The sequence below is a fragment of the Verrucosispora sp. WMMA2044 genome (assembly GCF_027497155.1).
Taxonomy (GTDB): domain Bacteria; phylum Actinomycetota; class Actinomycetes; order Mycobacteriales; family Micromonosporaceae; genus Micromonospora; species Micromonospora palythoicola.
This window is the reverse complement of sequence record NZ_CP114913.1, coordinates 4,557,755-4,577,655: the sequence shown is the minus strand read 5'-3', so window position 1 is coordinate 4,577,655 and position 19,901 is coordinate 4,557,755. Positions and strand designations below refer to the sequence as shown.

Annotated in this window: 12 protein-coding genes; 7 read left to right on the top strand and 5 right to left on the bottom strand. The window is 72.1% G+C overall.

Translation table 11 applies throughout. The features are described 5' to 3' along the window. Positions 1–139: 139 nt before the first annotated feature. The 4 genes from O3597_RS20745 to purE are packed head-to-tail and all read left to right on the top strand — an operon-like array spanning position 140 to position 6,427. Positions 140–2,608, top strand: a complete 2,469-nt coding sequence (locus O3597_RS20745; protein WP_281604600.1) for a bifunctional diguanylate cyclase/phosphodiesterase — start codon at positions 140–142, stop codon at positions 2,606–2,608. A 43-nt stretch (positions 2,609–2,651) separates the two neighbouring features. Continuing rightward, positions 2,652–4,691, top strand: coding sequence for a thioredoxin domain-containing protein (locus O3597_RS20740; RefSeq protein ID WP_281602142.1), 2,040 nt, complete (start codon positions 2,652–2,654; stop codon positions 4,689–4,691). A gap of 51 nt (positions 4,692–4,742) precedes the next feature. Further along, the gene (locus O3597_RS20735) at positions 4,743–5,939 is read left to right on the top strand and encodes a 5-(carboxyamino)imidazole ribonucleotide synthase (protein WP_281602141.1); all 1,197 of its coding nucleotides are present in this window, start codon (positions 4,743–4,745) and stop codon (positions 5,937–5,939) included. Continuing rightward, complete coding sequence (purE, locus tag O3597_RS20730) at positions 5,936–6,427, top strand: 5-(carboxyamino)imidazole ribonucleotide mutase (protein WP_281602140.1); 492 nt, start codon at positions 5,936–5,938, stop codon at positions 6,425–6,427. Before O3597_RS20735 ends, purE begins: the two co-directional genes overlap by 4 nt. 8 nt (positions 6,428–6,435) lie before the next feature. Here purE and O3597_RS20725 read toward each other — a convergent pair whose 3' ends face one another. Further along, the gene (locus O3597_RS20725) at positions 6,436–11,355 is read right to left on the bottom strand and encodes a permease (RefSeq protein ID WP_281602139.1); all 4,920 of its coding nucleotides are present in this window, start codon (positions 11,353–11,355) and stop codon (positions 6,436–6,438) included. A gap of 110 nt (positions 11,356–11,465) precedes the next feature. Then, positions 11,466–12,893 (bottom strand): UDP-glucose/GDP-mannose dehydrogenase family protein, encoded by a 1,428-nt coding sequence (locus tag O3597_RS20720; protein ID WP_164446055.1) that lies wholly within the window; start codon positions 12,891–12,893, stop codon positions 11,466–11,468. A gap of 250 nt (positions 12,894–13,143) precedes the next feature. On the opposite strand from O3597_RS20720, the gene O3597_RS20715 reads away from it, so the two are divergent. After that, positions 13,144–14,307: an acyl-CoA dehydrogenase family protein gene (locus tag O3597_RS20715; RefSeq protein ID WP_164446054.1), complete on the top strand. Its 1,164-nt coding sequence runs from the start codon at positions 13,144–13,146 to the stop codon at positions 14,305–14,307. Positions 14,308–14,312: 5 nt separating this feature from the next. Here O3597_RS20715 and O3597_RS20710 read toward each other — a convergent pair whose 3' ends face one another. Together O3597_RS20710 and O3597_RS20705 are read right to left on the bottom strand one after the other, a co-directional pair. Then, positions 14,313–15,257: a ribose-phosphate diphosphokinase gene (locus O3597_RS20710; protein WP_164446053.1), complete on the bottom strand. Its 945-nt coding sequence runs from the start codon at positions 15,255–15,257 to the stop codon at positions 14,313–14,315. 109 nt (positions 15,258–15,366) lie between these two features. Beyond that, the gene (locus O3597_RS20705) at positions 15,367–16,020 is read right to left on the bottom strand and encodes a hypothetical protein (protein ID WP_281602138.1); all 654 of its coding nucleotides are present in this window, start codon (positions 16,018–16,020) and stop codon (positions 15,367–15,369) included. Between the two features lie 23 nt (positions 16,021–16,043). Here O3597_RS20705 and O3597_RS20700 point away from each other — a divergent pair, with 23 nt between their 5' ends. Beyond that, complete coding sequence (locus O3597_RS20700) at positions 16,044–16,565, top strand: hotdog domain-containing protein (protein ID WP_164446051.1); 522 nt, start codon at positions 16,044–16,046, stop codon at positions 16,563–16,565. Positions 16,566–16,744: 179 nt separating this feature from the next. Then, positions 16,745–18,727, top strand: a complete 1,983-nt coding sequence (locus tag O3597_RS20695) for an acetoacetate--CoA ligase (protein ID WP_281602137.1) — start codon at positions 16,745–16,747, stop codon at positions 18,725–18,727. A 394-nt stretch (positions 18,728–19,121) separates the two neighbouring features. Here the strand turns inward: O3597_RS20695 and O3597_RS20690 are convergent, their stop codons facing one another. Beyond that, on the bottom strand, positions 19,122–19,832 hold the full coding sequence (locus O3597_RS20690) for a TIGR03089 family protein (protein ID WP_164446049.1): 711 nt from the start codon (positions 19,830–19,832) through the stop codon (positions 19,122–19,124). Between the last annotated feature and the right edge of the window lie 69 nt (positions 19,833–19,901).

The following is a 19,901-nucleotide window of genomic DNA, read 5'->3' as shown; positions in this document are numbered from 1 at the left end:
GGGAGGGGGCGCCGATGACCACCGCAGTCGTATCCGCCCGCCGCGTGGCCTGTTCCGGGTCGGCGGGAGGGGGTCGGTGACCTCCGGCAGGGCCGGTCAACCGCTCGACCGGCCCCGGAGCCGTGGTACGCCGACTGGGCTGCACCTGCTCACCGCCGCCGTCGTGACCACCGCGCTGGTGGCCACGGTGGTGGGCCTGAGCCTGCCGGTGGGGCTGCCGGTCGACGATCCGCTCGGCGGGCCCGCCCGCTTCGGCTTCGCGGTCGCCCTCTTCGCCCTGTCCCAGCTGGCCCGGCTCCGGTTCCGCGCCGCGGCCGGCGTGGTGAGCGTCACCTGGGCCGAAGCCGCCCTGGTCGTCTGCCTCTACCTGGTACCACCTGGCTGGCTGCCCGGGGCCGCGCTGCTCGGCGTCGCGCTCGCCTGGACGGCCCTCTCGTTGGTGGACGAGGGCCGCGCCACCTGGGACGTGATCCGAATCGCGAGCGCACACACCGCCGCCACCGCGCTGGCGGTCGCGGTCACCACCGCCCTTGGTCAGCCGACGCTCGCCGGTCCGACCCCGGCACTCACGCTCGCGGTGGCCGCTGGCGCCCTCGCCTATCTACTCGCCAGCGCCTGGCTGGGAGGGGTGATGCTGGCGCTGCGGCACGGCATCCCGATCGGACGCCCACTGCTCGCCGCGCTGCGCGGCAAGCTGCTGATGTTCGTCGGCAACGTGGTGGTCGGCGTGCTGGTGGTGGTGCTGATCGAGATCGACCCACGCTGGCTCCTGTTGCTGCCCGCTCCGCTGTGGCTGCTGCAGCAGACCTACCGGCAACGGTTGCGGGAGGACCGCGATCGGCGTACCTGGCGATCGCTCGCCGAGGCCATGAAGGCGCTCAACCAACTCGACGAGCGGGGTGTCGCCACGGCGGGTGTCACCGGAGCGCTGACGCTGTTCGAGGCGGACCTGGTCGACGTGGAGGTGGCCCGGCGGGACGGTCGGTGGCGTCGCTACCGGGGCGACCCGGATGGTCAGGTGGTCGACCGGGAGATCGCTCCGCCCGGCGGCGACGAGCCTGAACCGGGGGAACTGGTCCGTGACCTGTCGGTCGGCGATACCCGCGTGGGCCGCCTGCGGGTGCGCTTTCCCCGTACGGCGCCGGCCACCGGTCGGGAACGCGACGCCCACGCCGCCTTCGCCGACGCCCTCGCCGCGGCGTTGCACGATGCCGCCACCCACCGGGAGTTGCGCCTGGTCACCGCCCGCTCCTCGTACGAGGCGGTGCACGACCCGCTGACCGGCCTGGCCAACCGGGCGGCGATGCTCGGCAAGGGCGACCAGGCGTTGCGGCAGCTGGCCCACGACCATCCGGTCGCCCTGCTGCTGCTGGACATCGACCAGTTCAAGGAGGTCAACGACACCCTCGGGCACGCCGCCGGCGACCAGCTGTTGCGGTTGACCGCCAACCGGCTGGGTGCCCTGGCCCGCTCCGGTGACCTGCTGGCGCGCCTGGGTGGCGACGAGTTCGCCCTGCTGCTGAGTTCGGTCCCGGTGGTCGGCGACCGCGCCGCGCCCATGGCGTACGCGCTGCGTCAGGCCCGGGACATCGCCGAGCGGCTGGCCGCCCCCACCGAGGTGGCCGGGGTGCGGATGTCCGTCGAGGTCTCCGTCGGGGTGGTGGTGGCCCCGGCCGGCACCGCCGACCTGACCGAGCTGCTGCGCCGGGCCGACATCGCGATGTACCAGGCCAAGTCGGGTGGCGTCAGCGTGGCCGCGTACGACACGGCACGCGACGCGGCCAGCACCGACCAGCTGGCCCTGCTCGCCGAGCTGCGCGAGGCGTTGCAGGCCGACGACCAGTTGGTGCTCGTGTTGCAGCCGGCCGTGGACCTGGTCACCGGGGCACCGACCGGCGTGGAGGCGTTGATTCGTTGGCGGCACCCGAGGCGGGGCTGGTTGGGGCCCGCCGACTTCATCCGGCCGGTGGAGAACAGCGAACAGCTCGGCGCCTTCACCCGCTACGTGCTCGACAAGGCGCTCGCCGTGGCCGCCGACTGGGCCCGGGAGGGTCTGGACGTCCCCATCTCGGTGAACCTCTCCGCCCGCAGCCTGTTGGATCCGAGGTTGCCGGCGGAGATCGCCGAGGCGCTGCGTCGGCACCAGGTGCCGGCGGACCGGCTGGTCCTGGAGATCACCGAGACGGTGGTGATGAGCGACCTGGAGGTCATCGACCAGGTGCTCACCACGCTGCGGTCGATGGGCGTGCAGTTGGCCGTGGACGACTTCGGCACCGGCTTCTCGTCGCTGGCGTTCCTCACCCGGGTCACCGTGGACGAGCTGAAGGTGGACCGCTCCTTCGTCCTCCAGATGGCCGACTCACCCCAGGCGGCGGCCATCGTGCGCAGCACCGTCGGGCTGGCCCACCAGTTGGGCCTGCGGGTGGTGGCCGAGGGGGTGGAGACCGCCGCGCAGCGTTCCGCGCTGGCGGAGCTGGGCTGCACCGCCGCCCAGGGCTACCACTTCTTCAAGCCGATGCCCGCCGACAAGATCGCCGCCGTCCTCGGCTCCCTACGCGACGCCGCCCCCACGAACGTCCTCCCCCTCCGCGCCGACGGCGCCTCCTGACGTCCGACCGGCAACCGGATGCCGGGCTGGATATGGTCGTCGGGTGAATCGACTTGCGGAGGCGACCAGTCCGTACCTGCTCCAGCACGCCGACAACCCGGTGGACTGGTGGCCCTGGTGCGATGAGGCGTTCGCCGAGGCGAAACGGCGGGACGTGCCGGTGCTGATCTCGGTCGGCTACTCGGCCTGCCACTGGTGCCACGTCATGGCGCACGAGTCGTTCGAGGACGAGGCGGTCGGCAAGCTGCTGAACGAGGGCTTCGTATCGATCAAGGTGGACCGTGAGGAGCGGCCCGACGTCGACGCGGTCTACATGACCGCGACGCAGGCGATGACCGGTCAGGGCGGCTGGCCGATGACGGTCTTCGCCACGCCGGACGGCACCCCGTTCTTCTGCGGCACGTACTTTCCCCGTCCGAACTTCGTCCGGCTGCTGGAGTCGGTCGGCACCGCGTGGCGGGACCAGCGTGAGGCCGTGCTGCGCCAGGGCGCCGCGGTGGTGGAGGCGATCGGCGGCGCCCAGGCGGTCGGCGGCCCCACCGCCCCGCTCACCGCCGAGCTGCTCGACGTCGCCGCGAACCAGCTGGCCAGCGAGTACGACGAGGTCAACGGTGGTTTCGGTGGGGCGCCGAAGTTTCCGCCGCACATGAACCTGCTCTTCCTGCTGCGCCACCACCAGCGCACCGGCTCGGCGCGGAGCCTGGAGATCGTCCGGCACACCTGCGAGGCGATGGCCCGTGGCGGCCTCCATGACCAGCTCGCCGGCGGCTTCGCCCGGTACTCGGTGGACGGACACTGGACCGTGCCGCACTTCGAGAAGATGCTCTACGACAACGCGTTGCTGCTGCGGGTCTACACCCAGCTGTGGCGACTCACCGGCGACGCGCTGGCACTGCGGGTGGCCCGGGACACCGCCCGGTTCCTCGCCGACGAGCTGCACCGGCCAGGGCAGGGCTTCGCCTCCGCGCTGGACGCGGACACCGAGGGGGTCGAGGGGCTGACCTATGTCTGGACGCCGGCCCAACTGGTCGAGGCGCTGGGCGAGGAGGACGGCCGCTGGGCCGCCGACCTGTTCGCGGTGACCGATGCCGGCAGCTTCGAAGAGGGCACCAGCGTGCTGCGGCTGGCGCGGGACGTCGACGACGCCGATCCGGCGGTACGGGAACGCTGGCAGGTGGTGGTCCGCCGACTGCTGGCCGTCCGGGACACCCGACCCCAGCCGGCGCGCGACGACAAGGTGGTGGCCGCCTGGAACGGGTTGGCGATCACCGCGTTGGCGGAGTTCGTCCGGCTGGTCGTTACCACCGGCCGGGTCGGCACCGAGGGTGAGGCGAACCTGCTGGAGGGGGTCACGATCGTGGCCGACGGTGCGATGCGGGACGCCGCCGAGTACCTCGCCCGGGTGCACGTCGTCGACGGTCGGCTGCGCCGCGCCTCCCGCGACGGCCGGGTCGGGGATCCGGCCGGAGTGCTGGAGGACTACGGCTGTGTGGCCGAGGCGTTCTGCGCGATGCACCAGGTCACCGGCGAGGGGCGGTGGCTGGACCTGGCCGGTCAGCTCATCGACGCGGCGCTGGCCCACTTCGCCGCGCCCGGCGGAGCGTTCCACGACACCGCCGACGACGCGGAGCAGTTGGTCGCCCGGCCAGCGGACCCGACCGACAACGCCACCCCCTCGGGTCGGTCCGCGATCGTCGCCGCCCTCGTCGCGTACGCGGCGTTGACCGGGGAGAACCGCTACCGCGAGGCCGCCGAGGCGGCCCTGTCCACCGTCGCGCCGATCGTCGGGCGGCACGCCCGCTTCACCGGGTACGCGGCGACCGTGGGCGAGGCACTGCTCTCCGGGCCGTACGAGATCGCGGTGGCGACCGAGGATCCGGCGGGCGACCCGCTGGTGGCGGCGGCGTACCGGCACGCCCCACCCGGCGCGGTGATCGTGGCGGGCCCCCCGGACCGGCCCGGGGTTCCGCTGCTGGCCGACCGTCCACTTGTCGACGGGCGGGCCACCGCGTACGTCTGTCGGGGCTTCGTCTGCCAGCGACCGGTGACCGGTGTCGAGGAGCTGGTGGGGCAGTTGCGTTGAGCCGGATCCGCCGGTCGGTGCCGGGACCGGCCCGGTTAGGCTGACGCCGCTATGGATTCCCGTACCGGTCTGCCCGTTGTCGGCATGGTGGGTGGCGGCCAACTGGCCCGGATGACCCACCAGGCTGCGATCTCCCTCGGCCAGTCGCTGCGTGTGCTCGCGCTCACCCCGGACGACGGGGCGGCCCTGGTCGCCGCCGACGTCCAGTACGGCGACCACACCGACCTCGTCGCGCTGCGTACCTTCGCCAAGGGCTGCGAGGTGGTCACCTTCGACCACGAGCACGTCCCTACCGAACACATCCGCACGCTGACCGGCGAGGGCGTGAAGCTGTTCCCGCCCGCCGCCGCCCTGGTGCACGCCCAGGACAAGCAGGTGATGCGGGAGCGGCTCGACACCCTGGGCGCGCCCAACCCGCGCTGGCGACCGGTCGCGTCCCCCGCCGAACTGCTCACCTTCGGCGACGAGGTCGGCTGGCCGGTCGTGCTCAAGGCCGCCCGCGGCGGGTACGACGGGCGGGGAGTCTGGCCGGTCACCGACCAGGCCGCCGCGACCGACCTGGCGCAGACGCTGCTCGCCGGTGGCACGAAGCTGATCGTCGAGGAACGGGTGCCGCTGCGCCGGGAACTGGCCGTGCAGGTGGCCCGCTCGCCGTTCGGGCAGGTCGCGGTCTATTCGGTCGTCGAGACCGTGCAACGCGACGGGATCTGCGTCGAGGTGCTGGCCCCGGCCCCCGGCCTGGCCGAGGAACTGGCGGTCGCTGCGCAGCAGCTCGCCATCGACCTGGCCATCGCCCTCGGCGTGGTGGGCCTGCTGGCCGTGGAGCTGTTCGAGGTGGCCGACCCGACGGTGCCGGACGGTAGCCGGCTGGTGGTCAACGAGCTGGCGATGCGTCCGCACAACTCGGGGCACTGGACCATCGAGGGCGCCCGGACCTCGCAGTTCGAGCAGCACCTGCGCGCGGTGCTGGACTATCCGATGGGCGACACCTCGTTGACCGCCCCGGTGGTGGTGATGGCGAACGTGCTCGGTGGTCAGCCCGGCGGCATGTCGATCGACGAGCGGTTGCACCACCTCTTCGCCGCCGAGCCGACCGCCCGGGTCCACCTGTACGGCAAGCAGGTGCGCCCCGGCCGCAAGATCGGGCACGTCACGGTGCTCGGTGACGATCTGGACGAGGTACGCGCCCGGGCTGCCCGGGCCGCCCGCTGGCTGCGGGACGGAACACCGGAGGTACAAGCGGCGTGAGCACGGTCGGTGTGATCATGGGGAGCGACTCGGACTGGCCGACGATGAGGGCCGCCGCCGAGGTGCTCACCGAGTTCGAGGTGTCGTACGAGGTCGAGGTGGTCTCGGCGCACCGCACCCCGGTCAAGATGATCGACTATGGTCGGGCGGCCGCCGATCGGGGACTCAAGGTGATAATCGCCGGGGCCGGTGGCGCGGCGGCGCTGCCCGGCATGGTCGCCTCGGTGACCCCGCTGCCGGTGATCGGCGTGCCGGTGCCGTTGAAGCACCTCGACGGCATGGACTCGCTGTTGTCGATCGTGCAGATGCCCGCCGGTGTGCCGGTGGCGACCGTGTCCATCGGCAATGCCCGCAACGCCGGGCTGCTCGCCGTCCGCATCCTCGCCACCGCCGACCGCGCCCTGCTCGACCGGATGTCGGCGTACCAGGCAGACCTGGAGCAGTTGGTCGCCGAAAAGGACGCCGCACTCCGCGCCTCCCTGGCCTGACGCCACACTCAGCGCATGCCGCGTAGCGCGGTCTGTAGGCGTTCCTGGGCGCGGCGTCGACGTTCGTTGCTGGCGCCGAGGATCAGCAGCAGGAAGCCGACCGGGATCAGCGCCAGCCACGGTCCGAGGCTGAACAGCGCGTGCACCGCCGCGATGGCGGTGACCACCGCACCGACGATCACCGGTGCCTGCTGCTGGGTCATCGAGCCGAAGACCAGCACCGCGACCGCACCGAGGAGCAGCAGCACCTGGCGCATGGTGCTCGAATCGGTGGCCAGCACGATCGCCAGGGTCGGCACGAACGCGGCGAGCAGCGCCGGTCCGTACGCCACCCAGCTACTCAGGTCGGTGCGCTGCCGTAGCTCAAGCACTCCGACCAGCAGGGCCAGCGCGGCGAACGGCAGCGTGTACGCCTCGGGCAGGGCCACCTCGGCGACCCGCATCAGGATCCACCAGGCGGTGATCTCGCAGAGCACCACCGCCCAGAACAGGATCCGTCGCTCCGCCGGCCGGCGGCCTGGCCGGGTCGCCGCGAGGCCGAGGACCGCACCCCAGGCGGCGAGCAGTGCGGCGATGTGCCGAGGTGAGTCGAAGGCCAGCGCCAGGGCGATCAGCGCGGCGGCGTGGCCGCTCCACTCCACGGTCGCCGCCTCGCGACGTGCCTCCGGACGGCGGAGCCGGGGCAGAGTGGCGGAGAAGACCTGCAACGCCGCGCCGACCGCCAGCACCCCGAACGCCGACCAGACCGGGGCGAGCCCGGCCACCAGACCGGCGGTGAGCACGAACAGTTGCGCCATCAGCGAGGCGAACAGCCAGCCGAGCAGCCGGGCCCGGGAGGTGAGGCCGTAGAGGGCGGCCACCAGCCCGACCCCGACCGCACCACCGAGCGTGAACAGGGTCAGCTCCCGGGTGGCGAGGCTGCCGGCGAGGCCGGCCCCGCCCGCCGCCAGCCCGATCAGGAAGACCAGCACCCGGGCCAGTCGCAACGAGCGGGCCCGTTCCACCAGGGCCGGTGGCGGCGTCAGCGCCAGCCCCAGCATCGAGATGGTGAACACCGCCAGCGCCGACAGGGTGCTCGTCGGCCAGCCGCCGCCCAGCGCGATCGGGGCGATGAGCAGGGTGACGGCGGCGCCGGGCAGCACCACCGGCACGGCCCGGGACCGGCGGCCACCGCTGAACCCGGTCGCGGCCAGGGCCGCCGTCGCGGTGAGCAGCAACGCGGTGAGCACATGGGTCGGGTTGACCGCTGCCGGCGGCGGGTCGAGCAGGACCGCTGGTGGCCCCTGCCAGATCCGGCCGACGGTGCGGTGCGGGTCGACGAGGGCCGCGATCAGCGCTGGTGCGATGGAGACCAGGGCCAGGACGGTCGGCACGGCGGCGGCGGCCAGCGCACCGGCGGCCGGGCTGACCCGCCACCGGCGCCGGTTGTCGTCGGGCAGTCGGCGCAGCGCCCCGTCCAGCAGCACGGTCCAACGGCGCACCGGTTGAGCCGCGCCGGCCGGCGGCTCGGTCGCCCCGCGTACCAGTTCGGCGAGCACACCGAGCAGTGCCGCCGCAGCGGCGTAGACACCGACGGGCACGGCGATCGGGACGGCGGCGAGCGCGGTCACGCTCGCCCCGCCGACCACCCCGGCGCTGGCCCAGGGCAGGTACTGGGGAACCTGCCGACGGGCCGCCGCCACCGCGGCCAGGCCGAGACTGGATGCGGCCAGGCCGGCGGTGAGCACCACCTGCGGGGCGTGGCCGAACTCGACGGCGAGGGCGGCGGTGGCACCCGGCAACGCCAACAGCGCCGCGCCCACACCCGCACCACCGATCTGCGCCAGGTGCGGCGGCATGCCCTCCGCCTCGATGTCCTCGACGAGCGGCTCGGCCAGGTTACGGGCCAGCGCGGCCACCACCGCGCCGATCAGCACGATGCTGCCCAGGGCCAGGGCGGTCGTCCACGGCCGCACCAGGCCGGCGCCGGCCGCGTGCAACGCGACCACCCCGGCCACCGTGATCCGGGACAGCGCCGCCCGAGGATCGATCGTGGCGACCGCGGCCATCCCGAAGATGGTGGCGACCATGCCGCCGATCAGGACCGGCGACCACCAGGCAAGGTCGAACGCGGCGGGAGCGCCGATGGTGGCGAGCACCACCGCCACGCCGGCCACGTCGTAGCGCCAGGGTGGTGGCAGCAGAATCCCCGCCGCGATCGCGAGCAGCACCAGAGCGATCGGGCCCTGCCACGTCGTGCCGCCGGTGGGCGCGGCCGGCCAACCGCTGAGGTCGCCGTTCCAGATCGGGCCGGGGGTGGCCAGCACACCGAGACCACCGCGCAGCGCCATCCAGCCGGCCAACAGCCCGATCAGCACGCCACCGATGGTGAGGCCGAGCACCGGCCCGCGACGCCACTCCTCGGGCATCGCCCGGGCCGCCACGGCGACGATCAGGACCAGCGCGGCGGCGACGGCGAGCTGCCCGCTCGGTGCGAGCACCGTGCCGATCCGCAGCAGGGTGGCGACCAGCGCGGCGGTCACCGCGGCGGTCGCCAGGTCGGAGCCGTCGAGGGTGAGATCGGAACGGCGGCTGGTGTCGATCGAGGGAGCCAGGAAGAGGAGTACTGCGGCGACCAGCAGCAGCGCGCCGACCCAGGCATCCGCCACGGTGGCCCCCGGTGCGCCGAATCCGGCCGCGGCGACCAGCAACGCGCCCAGACCGGTGCCCACCGACAGCGGGACCGGGATCTGACGCTGCGACACCTGCACGAGGGCGGCGTAACCGAGCGTGACACACACGGCGAGGAAGCTCGCCGCGAGCACCGGCACGGTCGCCTCGCGCAGGCTCGCCGGGGTCGGCGTGTCATCCACCGGCAGGGTCGCTGCCACGAAGGCGGCAACCGCTCCGGGCAGCGCGAAGGCGGCACCTCCGGCGGCCCAGGCCGAGACGGTGTCCGCCGCCGCCGGGGCGAGCCGGATCCGGGGAGCGGCGGCGATCAGCGTGCCGGCCACGACGAGGGTGAGCAGCACGGCGGCGGTCAACGCCGGCCGGGCGAGGGCCGCGCCGGCACCGGCCAGCCCGACCGTGGCGGCGGCCACCGCGTGCGCCAACGCGGCTCGGGAGGTCCGGGCGGAGAGGCCGGCCGCTCCGATGCCGATCGCGGTCAGCACCATCGGCCACGGCGCGTACGTCCAGGCCAGCCCGAAGGAGGCCGGTACGGCCAGCGCGGTGAGCGCGGCACCGGTCACCGCGAACTCGCGGCGGATCTCCGAGGGTAGGGCCAGCACCGCGGCCACGGTCAGCAGGAAGGCGCTGGCCGCGAGCTGCCAGGCGGCCGGTCCCACGGCGGCGGCCAGCTCGGCCGGGTACCGGTCGAGGTCCGCCGCCCAGGCCGGCAGTGCCGCCTGGATCGGGGCGATGCCGGCACGCAGTGCGCTGCCGGCGACCACCACCCCGCTGACCGTGAGCGCCACCGCGGAGGCCAGTTGTGGTCCCCGGCGGGCGGACTCGGGTACCGCCCGGACCGCGAGACCGGTGACCGTGATGACCAGGGCGATCAACAGCAGGGCTCGGCCGGGGAACGCCACCGAGGCGATCCGCCCCAGGGCGCCGATGACGGCGAGGGTGAACACACCCGCGCCCAGGTCGGGTAGGGGTGGGCGGCGGAGTACAAGCGTCCCGGCCAGACAGACGGCGGCGGCGAGGAGCAGCACCAGGCCGGCGCCGGTCGCGCCCGGCACGGTGGTGGTCCGCAGCAGGGCGGTCACCGCGTACGCCAGGGCGAGGGCGACCGCCACCCCGTGCAGCACCCAGGTCAGTTCCCGCAACCCCGGCACCGGTCGGGTCGGCGCGGTCGCGCTGCCGCCGACGGGATCCAGCAGTTCGCCGCTCTCCTCCGGCGCCGCCTCCGGCCTACCGTCAACCTGGCTCTGCTGGGCCGACCGCTGCCGGGGGGCACCCGACCGGCCGGGGCCGTCGGTGACCGGCTGCTCCACGGTGACCGGGGAGCGGGCCAACCACAGGTCGAGCAGCGCCACCACGGTCAGCACCAGCGCCCAGCCCGCCGGACCGGTGATCCGGTCGTACGCGAGCAGTGGCACCACTGGCTGGGCGGCCAGCACGGTGGCGAACCGGGGCGCGCGCAGCCTGGTCCACCCGGCGTAGCCGACCGCGACGGCAGCGGTGACCGCGAAGATCACGCCGGCGAAGACGGCACCGGAGGCGCCGCCGTTGCCGATCCGGTCCACGGCCCACAATGCGTACCCGGCGAGGGGCACCAGGAGCAGACCCACGGCGGCGATGGTCTCGGCCGTGGAGGTCAGCCCGCGCCGGACCAGTACCGGCGGGGCGAGCAGCATGAGCACCGTCGCGATCAGCAGAATGCCCAGCCGGGCCAACGCGTCCATCGAGCTGGTGGCGACCACGGCGAACACCACGGCGGCGACGCCGAGCAGCAGCGCGCCGAGACCGAGCGGGATGTTCTGGACCTCCCGGGAGGAGGCCTCCGGCGGGTGCTCAGGATCGTCGGCGTCCAGCCAGACCGGTTCGGTCGGTGGCGGTGGCCCCTGGGTGCCGGCCGCGCCCTGCCGGGGTACCCGGGGCGGCGGGGTCGCACCGTCGCGGGGCGGCGAGGCGTCCTCGGACGTTGGGCGGCGCGGCGGCCGGCGGCGTAGCACGCGGCGGGGGCGGGTGGCCTGCCGGATCCGCTCGTCCCCCTGGCTGCCGGCGTGCGAGAGGATGTCCCGCTGGAAGAGCGCGGCCTGCATCTTCGCGGCTAGCTGCCGTTGTTCGCTGGCAATGGCGGCCTCGCGGGCCTTCAACTCCGCGATGGATCGTTCGATCTCCGCCAGGTGCTCGGCCCATTGTGGCTGGTGCGCACCGCAGTGCGGGCAGCGAACCGCCGGTTTGATCTCCCGGCCGCACGAAGGGCACTGAAAGCTCGCCACGACACCCCTCCACCCGCACTGTGGAATCCCACTGTCGCAGCATGCCCAAAGCGGGCCGGGAATTCGACAGTTGTCGGCGGGTCAACCGCCAACATCACCACAGGATGGGATCACGGACGCCCCATGCCCCGGTACTCCCAGCCGGCCTGGGTCCACAGGGCCGGGTCGAGGCAGTTGCGGGCGTCGACGATGCGGCGACCGGCGACGAGGTCGCCGAGGAGGCCGGGATCGGCGTTGCGGAAGTCGGCCCATTCGGTGAGGACGCAGACCAGGTCGGCGTCGGTGACCGCCTTGGCGATGTCGGGTTCGTAGGTGAGTTCCGGCACCGCGCGGCGGGCGTTCTCCATGCCCTCGGGGTCGTAGACGTGGACATCGGCGCCGGCCTTGTGCAGCAGGGCGGCGACGGCCAGGGCGGGGGCGTCGCGTACGTCGTCGGTGTTGGGTTTGAAGGTGGCGCCGAGCACGGCGATGCGGGTGCCGGACAGGTCCGGGCCGGCGGGGCCGGAGCGGCGGCCGAGCAGCTCGGCGGCGAGGTTCAGGACGCGGGTACGGCGACGCAGGTTGATCAGGTCGACCTCGTGCAGGAAGCGGAGGGCTTCGCCGGCTCCGAGTTCCTGGGCCCGGGCCTGGAAGGCACGGATGTCCTTGGGCAGGCAGGCGCCGCCGAAGCCGAGGCCGGCCTGGAGGAAGCGGTTGCCGATGCGCGGGTCGTAGCCGATGGCCTTGGCGAGCTGGGTGACGTCGCCGCCGGAGGCCTCGCAGACCTCGGCCATGGCGTTGATGAAGGAGATCTTGGTGGCCAGGAAGGCGTTCGCGGCGACCTTGACCAGTTCGGCGGTGGCGAAGTCGGTGACGACCAGCGGTACTTCCCGGTCCTCGGTGGCGGCGAGATCGAACACGCCCTTGTGGGCGGCGTAGAGCATGCCGTTGGCCCACTCGCTCTTGACCCCGACGACGATGCGGTTGGGGCGCAGCACGTCGTCGACGGCGAAGCCCTCCTGGAGGAACTCGGGGCTCCAGGCGACCTCGACGCCGAGGTCGGCCGGGCTGTGTTTGCCGACGAGTTGCTCCACCCACTCGGCGGTGCCGACCGGGACGGTGGACTTGCCGACGATCAGCGCCTTGCGGGTCAGGTGCTGGGCCAGGCCGGTGACCGACGCCTCGACGTACGACAGGTCGGCGCCCATCCCGTCGGCCCGTTGCGGAGTGCCGACGCAGATGAAGTGCACGTCACCGAAGTCGGCGGTCTCGGCGATGTCGGTGCTGAAGCGCAGCCGGCCGGCGGCGAGGTTGCGCCGCAGCAGTTCGTCGAGGCCGGGCTCGTGGATCGGCACCTCGCCCGCGTTCAGCTTTGCGATCTTGTCCGCGTCGACGTCGAAGCCGAGCACCTCGTAGCCGAGTTCGGCGTAACAGATGGCATAGGTCGCGCCAAGGTAGCCGGTGCCCAGGAAGGTCACCCGGGGCCGGGAGGCACCCGAGGGGGGTGTGACCGCTGTGATGGCGGGCACCGGCTGGGTGTTCGGGTACGGGATGGTCACGCCTGTCTTCTCCGCTCGCACTGGCGCCGCGTGGCTGCGTCGCGTTCCGCCGCGGCGCCAGGGTGAGCGCCGCAGGGGTGGGTCGTCTGCTGGGTTCCATCATCGCCGAGCGGTGTCGGAGCTTCGCCATGGCCCAGCCTACGCGCCGGTAACATCACCTGAACTGTGGTCGTTATCCTTCAGTCTGCGTGGTGGGCGTCCAGCCGACGTTACAGACTGCGCATGATAGCGGTGAAGGGGAGGGGCTGACATGGCCGCAGAGCAGTCGTTCGACGCGTACCGTCTGCCGGAGGAGCACGAGGCGATCCGGGAAGCGGTCCGTGAGGTCTGTGCGGCGAAGGTGGCTCCGCACGCCGCCGAGGCGGATGAGACCGGTGAGTTCCCGAAGGCGTCGTACGACGCACTACGTGCCGCCGACTTCCACGCACCGCACATCCCGGTCGAGTACGGCGGGGCCGGTGCGGACGCGCTGGCCACGGCGATCGTGATCGAGGAGGTCGCCCGGGCCTGCGCCTCCTCCTCGCTGATCCCGGCGGTGAACAAGCTGGGCACGATGCCGCTGCTGCTGGCCGGATCCGACGAGCTCAAGCGCCGCTACCTGACGCCGGTCGCCGCCGGCGAGGCGATGTTCTCGTACTGTCTCTCCGAGCCGGAGGCCGGCAGCGACGCGGCGGCGATGACCACCCGGGCGGTACGTGACGGCGATCACTGGGTGCTCAACGGCGTGAAGCGTTGGATCACCAACGCCGGTGTCTCGGAGTTCTACACCGTCTTCGCGACGACCGACCCCACCGCCCGCTCCCGGGGCATCTCCGCCTTCGTGGTCGAGAAGTCGGATTCGGGGGTGAGCTTCGGCGCGCCGGAGAAGAAGTTGGGCATCAAGGGGTCGCCGACCCGTGAGGTCTACCTGGACAACGTCCGGATCCCGGCGGACCGGATGATCGGCGCCGAGGGCACCGGCTTCGCCACCGCGATGAAGACCCTGGACCACACCCGGGTCACCATCGCCGCGCAGGCGGTGGGCATCGCGCAGGGTGCGCTCGACTACGCCAAGGGGTACGTCGCCGAGCGCAAGCAGTTCGGCAAGGCGGTCGCCGAGTTCCAGGGCGTGCAGTTCATGCTCGCCGACATGGGCATGAAGCTGGAGGCGGCCCGGCAGTTGACGTACGCGGCGGCCGGTCGGTCCGAGCGCGGCGACGCCGATCTGACCTACTTCGGCGCGGCGGCCAAGTGCTTCGCCTCGGACGCCGCGATGGAGATCACCACCGACGCGGTCCAACTGCTCGGCGGCTACGGCTACACCCGTGACTACCCCGTCGAGCGGATGATGCGGGACGCCAAGATCACCCAGATCTACGAGGGTACGAACCAGGTGCAGCGCATCGTCATGGCCCGGCAGTTGCTCAAGGGCTGAGGAGCCTACTCGAAGAGCACCGAGATGCTCTCCCGTGCCGAGATGCGGTGAATGGCTTCGGCGAACAGCCCGGCCACGCTGACAACCTGGACCTTGTCCGCCAGTTTGGTGGGTTGGGTCTCCACACTGTCGGTCGTGAACAGGCACTCGATCGGGCTGTCGTCGAGCCGTTCGTTCGCAGCCTCGGTCAACAAAGCGTGACTGACTGCCGCGTACACCGTGGTCGCGCCCCGGTCGACCAACACGCGTGCGGCGTCGACAAGAGTGCCTGCGCTGATGGTGAAGTCATCGACGATAAGCGCCGTCCGGCCCTCCACGGAGCCGATCAGCTCGACGATTTCTGCGGTTTCGCTGTGGTCGACGCGTCGCTTGTCGGCGATGGCCGTGGGCACCTGCAGGCGATTGGCCCACTGTCGTGCCTTCTTGGCGTATCCAGCGTCCGGAGCGACCACCACGAGATCGTGAAAGTTGTGCGCCGCGATGGCGTCGCAGAGCACCGGCAACGAATACAGATCATCGACCGGGATGTTGAAGAACCCTTGCACCTGGGGAGTGTGTAGGTCCAGTGTGACGACCCGATCCGCTCCCGCCGCAGCAATGGCATCGGCGCACACCCGTCCGCGGATGGACACCCGCGGCTCGTCCTTCTTGTCACCCTTGGCGTAGCTGAAGTAGGGAATCACGGCGGTCACCGACGCGGCACTGGCCCGCTTCAGGGCGTCGATCCAGAAGAGCAACTCCATGAAGTTGTCATTCGCTGGAAAGGCGGTGCCCTGGACGATGAAGATGTCCCGCCCCCGGACGTTTTCCAGCACTCTGACGAAGAGGTTTCCCTCGGAGAAGTGAAGCACTTCGGAGGATCCCAACTCGATATCGAGCCGGTCGGTGATCGCACGTCCAAGGTTTCGACTGGCTGATCCTGCGAACACCATGAATTCCGACGCGCCCATGCTTTGTCCAACCCCCAGGCTGCCAACGACGTAGCCAGACAGTAGCGCCTGGCGGGTCGCCTCCGCCCGCCCGGTCGCCGGGCGGAGGCGACGATCGGAGTTGCCGAAATCAGTTGGTGGCGTCGTCGCGTCGAGGCAGGTTGCCCGGCGGTGCCGACCAGGGTGACCCACCTCCGGTACGCCGGGGCAACGGCTCGGTCGGTGTCGATTCCGGGTCCGGGTAGCCCAGGCTCAGCGGCGCGGTGTCCCGTTCCGCCGACGGGCCCGGTGACCAGTCGGTCAACGTCTGGTCCGGCGCCGGCGCGTCGAGGGTTCCCGACTCCGGCTGCGGCACCGCGACCGGCCAACGCCGCCACCGTTGCCCGCTGAACGTCGCGATCAGCAGCAGCATGCCGACCAGGAAGAGCGTGCCGTTCTCCACCGGCAACCCCAGCGGCAGCGGGTCGTCGAGAAACTTCCAGTCGGACGGGATGCGCTCGCGTACCTGAAAGGGCGAGACGAACAGTCCGACGTACGGGGTGACCAGCAGCAGCCCGGCCACCAGCGGACCGAGCGGTGAGATGCGTAGCGTGCCGAGCAGGCCCAGCACGATGCCACCGACAGCGAGGTACACGGCCGGTTCGATGAGATTCGCCGTGTTGGCGGTGCCGATCTCCACCCACCGGTTGACGGTGTCGGCCGACCCGTCCTGACCGAGGGTGACCAGCACCCAGGTGACCGGCACCACCACCAGCCCTGCGAGGAAGCTCCACAGATGTCGCATCCGCGCACCGTACCGTTTCCGACATGACCGAGCACCCCGCCACCGCCCTGCCGGGCAAGCCGACCTCGTACTCTCGGGTAACCCTCAGCCGGATCATGACCGCAGTGGATGTGAACCTGTACGGAACGGTGCACGGCGGGGTGCTGATGAAGTTCGTCGACGACGTGGCCGGCGCGGCGGCGGCGCGGCACAGCGGTGGTACGGCGGTGACCGCCGCGATCGACGAGATCGTCTTCTCGGAGGCGGTCCGGGTGGGCGACCTGGTGCACGCGTACGCCCAGGTGAACTGGACCGGTCAGACCTCGATGGAGGTCGGCGTCCGGGTGATGGCCGAGCGCTGGGACTCGGCCGACGAGGTGCCGGTGCGGGTGGCCACCGCGTACCTCGTCTTCGTCGGGGTCGAGGTGGGCGGCGCGCCCCGGCCGGTGCGTCCGGTGTTGCCGGAGACGCCGGAGGACGAGCGGCGCTGGCGCGAGGCGGAGATCCGCCGCGCCCACCGGCTGGCCCGCCGTCAGGCCATCCAGGCGGCCCGCAGCGAACCCTGACCTCTCCGGCCGCCGGCGGCGCTTCCTGCGTCCCGGCCACACTGGTCGGGTCCTCAGGGTGTGGGGCGGGCACATGCGCCTGCGGGGGTCGGGTGCGGACAATGGCGCTTCGAGGTAGGGCAAGATGGCGCCACGGCCCACCGCACAGTGTCGTGCCGGGCCAGGGGAGGAGTGGACCAGTGACGGACGTGCTGTGGACGCCACCGGCGGACGTGCTCCAGCGGTCCCGGATCGGGGCTTACCTGCGTTGGCTCGCCGAGCACCGGGGGCTGACGTTCGCCGACTACGACGCGCTGTGGCGATGGTCGGTCACCGACCTGGACGCCTTCTGGCGGTCGATCTGGGACCACTTCGGCGTCGTCGCGCACACCCAGCCGACCGCCACGCTGACCGACCGGGACATGCCGGGCACCCGGTGGTTCCCCGGCGCCACCCTCAACTACGCCGAGAACGTGCTGCGGATGCCGGGCCGGGCCGACGACGAGCCCGTGGTCGTGGCGCACGGGCAGACCCGGCCGCCGGTCACCCTCACCGCCGGGCAGTTGCGCGAGCAGGTCCGCCGGGTCGCCGCCGGACTGCGCCGGCTCGGCGTCACCACCGGGGACCGGGTGGCCGGGTACGCGCCGAACATCCCCGAGACGTACGTGCTGATGCTGGCGACCGCGAGCCTCGGCGCCGTCTTCTCGTCCTGTGCGCCGGAGTTCGGCACCCGCAGCGTGACCGACCGGTGGCAGCAGATCGAGCCGAAGATCCTGGTCGCCGTGGACGGCTACCGCTACGGCGACAAGCCGGTCGACCGGCGCGCCGAGGTGGCCGCGATCCGGGCCGCGCTGCCGTCGCTGCGGCACACCGTCTCGATCCCCTACCTCGACCCCGACGGTGCGCCGGCTGCGGACGCACTCGCCTGGGCGGAGTTGGCGGCCGAGACCGACGAACCGTTGGCCTTCACCCCGGTGCCGTTCGACCACCCGCTGTACGTGCTCTACTCCTCCGGCACCACCGGGCTGCCCAAGCCGATCGTGCACGGACACGGCGGCATCCTGCTGGAGCACCTGAAGATGCTCGCCCTGCACCACGACCTCGGCCCGGCGGACCGGTTCTTCTGGTTCACCACCACCGGCTGGATGATGTGGAACTTCCTGGTCTCCGGGCCGGCGGTGGGTGCGGCCATCGTGCTGTTCGACGGCAACCCCGGCCATCCCGACCTGGGTGCCCTGTGGCGGCTGGCGGAGCGGACCGGCACCACGTACTTCGGCACCTCGGCTCCGTTCCTGCTGGCCTGCCGCAAGGCTGGGCTGGTCCCGCGCCAGATCGCCGACCTCTCCGCGCTGCGCGGCCTCGGCTCCACCGGCGCGCCACTGCCCGCCGAGGGCTTCACCTGGGTGTACGACACGGTCGGCGACGGCCTTCAGCTCCAGTCGCTGTCCGGCGGTACCGACGTCTGCACCGGTTTCGTCGGCGGTGTGCCGCTGCTGCCGGTGCACGCCGGTGAGATCGCCTGCCGTGCCCTGGGCGCCAAGGTGGAGGCGCGCTCGCCGGACGGTACCCCGGTCATCGGGGAACTGGGCGAGCTGGTGATCACCGAACCGATGCCGAGCATGCCGGTGGGTTTCTGGAACGATCCGGACGGAGCCCGCTACCGGGAGGCGTACTTCGACGTCTATCCCGGGGTGTGGCGGCACGGGGACTGGATCACCATCAACTCCCGGGGCGGGTGTGTCATCACCGGTCGCTCCGACGCCACCCTCAACCGGGGCGGCGTACGCCTCGGCACCGCCGAGTTCTACTCCGTGGTGGAGGGGCTGGACGAGGTCGTCGACTCGGTGGTGGTGCACCTGGAGGACGACGAGGGTGGTGCCGGTGAACTGCTGCTGTTCGTGGTACTCGCCGAGGGGGTGACCCTTGACGACGAGTTGCGCCGGTCGATCTGCCGCGAACTGCGTACCGCGTTGTCGCCCCGGCACGTACCCGACGAGATCCATCAGGTCCGCGCGGTGCCACGCACCCTGTCGGCGAAGAAGCTCGAGGTGCCGGTCAAGAAGATCCTCACCGGGACTCCGGTCGACCTGGCGGCGGCCAAGGGCGCCCTGGCCAACCCCGACTCCCTGACCGCCTTCGCCACCCTGGCCCGACACCGCACCCCGGACCGCCCCGCCACCTGACCCGACCCGCCACGCCGACCCCTCGACCCCGAGCCCGGGCGGTGCGGCCTGCGCGCTGGTCGCCCTAGACCCCAGCTTTCCTCGGCCGAGAACCAGCTACGAGCTGGGACCAGGCATCACTCAACGTGCTGTCGCAGCTCGCCCAACCAATACCTTCCCCCGTCCTTTGCTCTGCTTCAACCCACGCAACAGTTACTTCCCGTAGCGTCCAACGCGTGAGTGGCACCGGACCATCGCCACGTCGCCGCAGTTCAATCCGTTGTGCGTCGGTTGAAGCAGAGCAAAGGGCGGGGAGGGATATATAGCCCGGCGCTGGCGCAGCAACGGTGAGTGAGCGACACGGAGGGTGAGGGTCGAGCCCATCACCTTCGGACCGACCCGGCCAGCCGCACAGTCAGGTCAGGGAGTGGGTGACGCGTTCCGTCGATTGGCGGTCGGCCAGGCGGGCCTGGTCCAGGTGGGCGCAGAGCACCAGGGTGGCGCTGACGCTGAGCGGGGCCAGCAGCCAGTCGAGCGGGTCCGGACGGCGGTCGACGTCCACGAGGAGCCGGTCGCCCGCGGAGATGCCGAGTTCGGCGGCGCGGGTGGTGACCCGGGCGCGCAGCGCGGTGTGGTCCGGCCCGCCGGGCGGGTACGCCGTGAAGTGGTCGCCGTGCGCGCGTACCTCGGTGACGTAGTCGGCGAAGCCCGCCGGCACCTCCCGCAGCGGCAGCGCGAACGGGTGCAACGCGAGCGCGTACCGGTCGGCCGCCGACCAGGCGTCGGCCTCGGCGACGCCGTCGACGGTGGTGAACAGCACGTCCACCGCGCCCGGCCGGTCGGCGACCGGCAAACCGGCCGGACGCACCGTCAACCCAGCCGACCAGCAACCGAGCAGCACCGCAGCGCTCTGCCAGTGCGGCGGCAGCAGCACCGCCGCGGTGCCGCCCGGCCCGAGGGCCAGCTCGTCGACGAGCAGGTTCGCCGTCTTGGCCACCCAGTTCGCCAGCGTCGCTCCGGAAAGTTCGGTGCGTTCGCCGGTGGCGTCGTCGTACCAGGTCAGCAGGGGGCGGTTCGGGTCGGTCGCGACCGCGTCGGCGAACACCCGGGCAATGTTGTCGGCCATCGGCGCGAACGATACGCGCCCGGCGGCCGTACTCGATGACAGCGACAAGTCGGCGTACCGTCGGGTCGC

Coding starts and splice junctions, on each gene's coding strand:
- O3597_RS20735 (WP_281602141.1), top strand. CDS start 4,743: ATGGATTCCCGTACCGGTCTGCCCGTTGTCGGCATGGTGGGTGGCGGC.
- O3597_RS20715 (WP_164446054.1), top strand. CDS start 13,144: ATGGCCGCAGAGCAGTCGTTCGACGCGTACCGTCTGCCGGAGGAGCAC.
- O3597_RS20710 (WP_164446053.1), bottom strand. CDS start 15,257: ATGGGCGCGTCGGAATTCATGGTGTTCGCAGGATCAGCCAGTCGAAAC.
- O3597_RS20705 (WP_281602138.1), bottom strand. CDS start 16,020: ATGCGACATCTGTGGAGCTTCCTCGCAGGGCTGGTGGTGGTGCCGGTC.
- O3597_RS20700 (WP_164446051.1), top strand. CDS start 16,044: ATGACCGAGCACCCCGCCACCGCCCTGCCGGGCAAGCCGACCTCGTAC.
- O3597_RS20690 (WP_164446049.1), bottom strand. CDS start 19,832: ATGGCCGACAACATTGCCCGGGTGTTCGCCGACGCGGTCGCGACCGAC.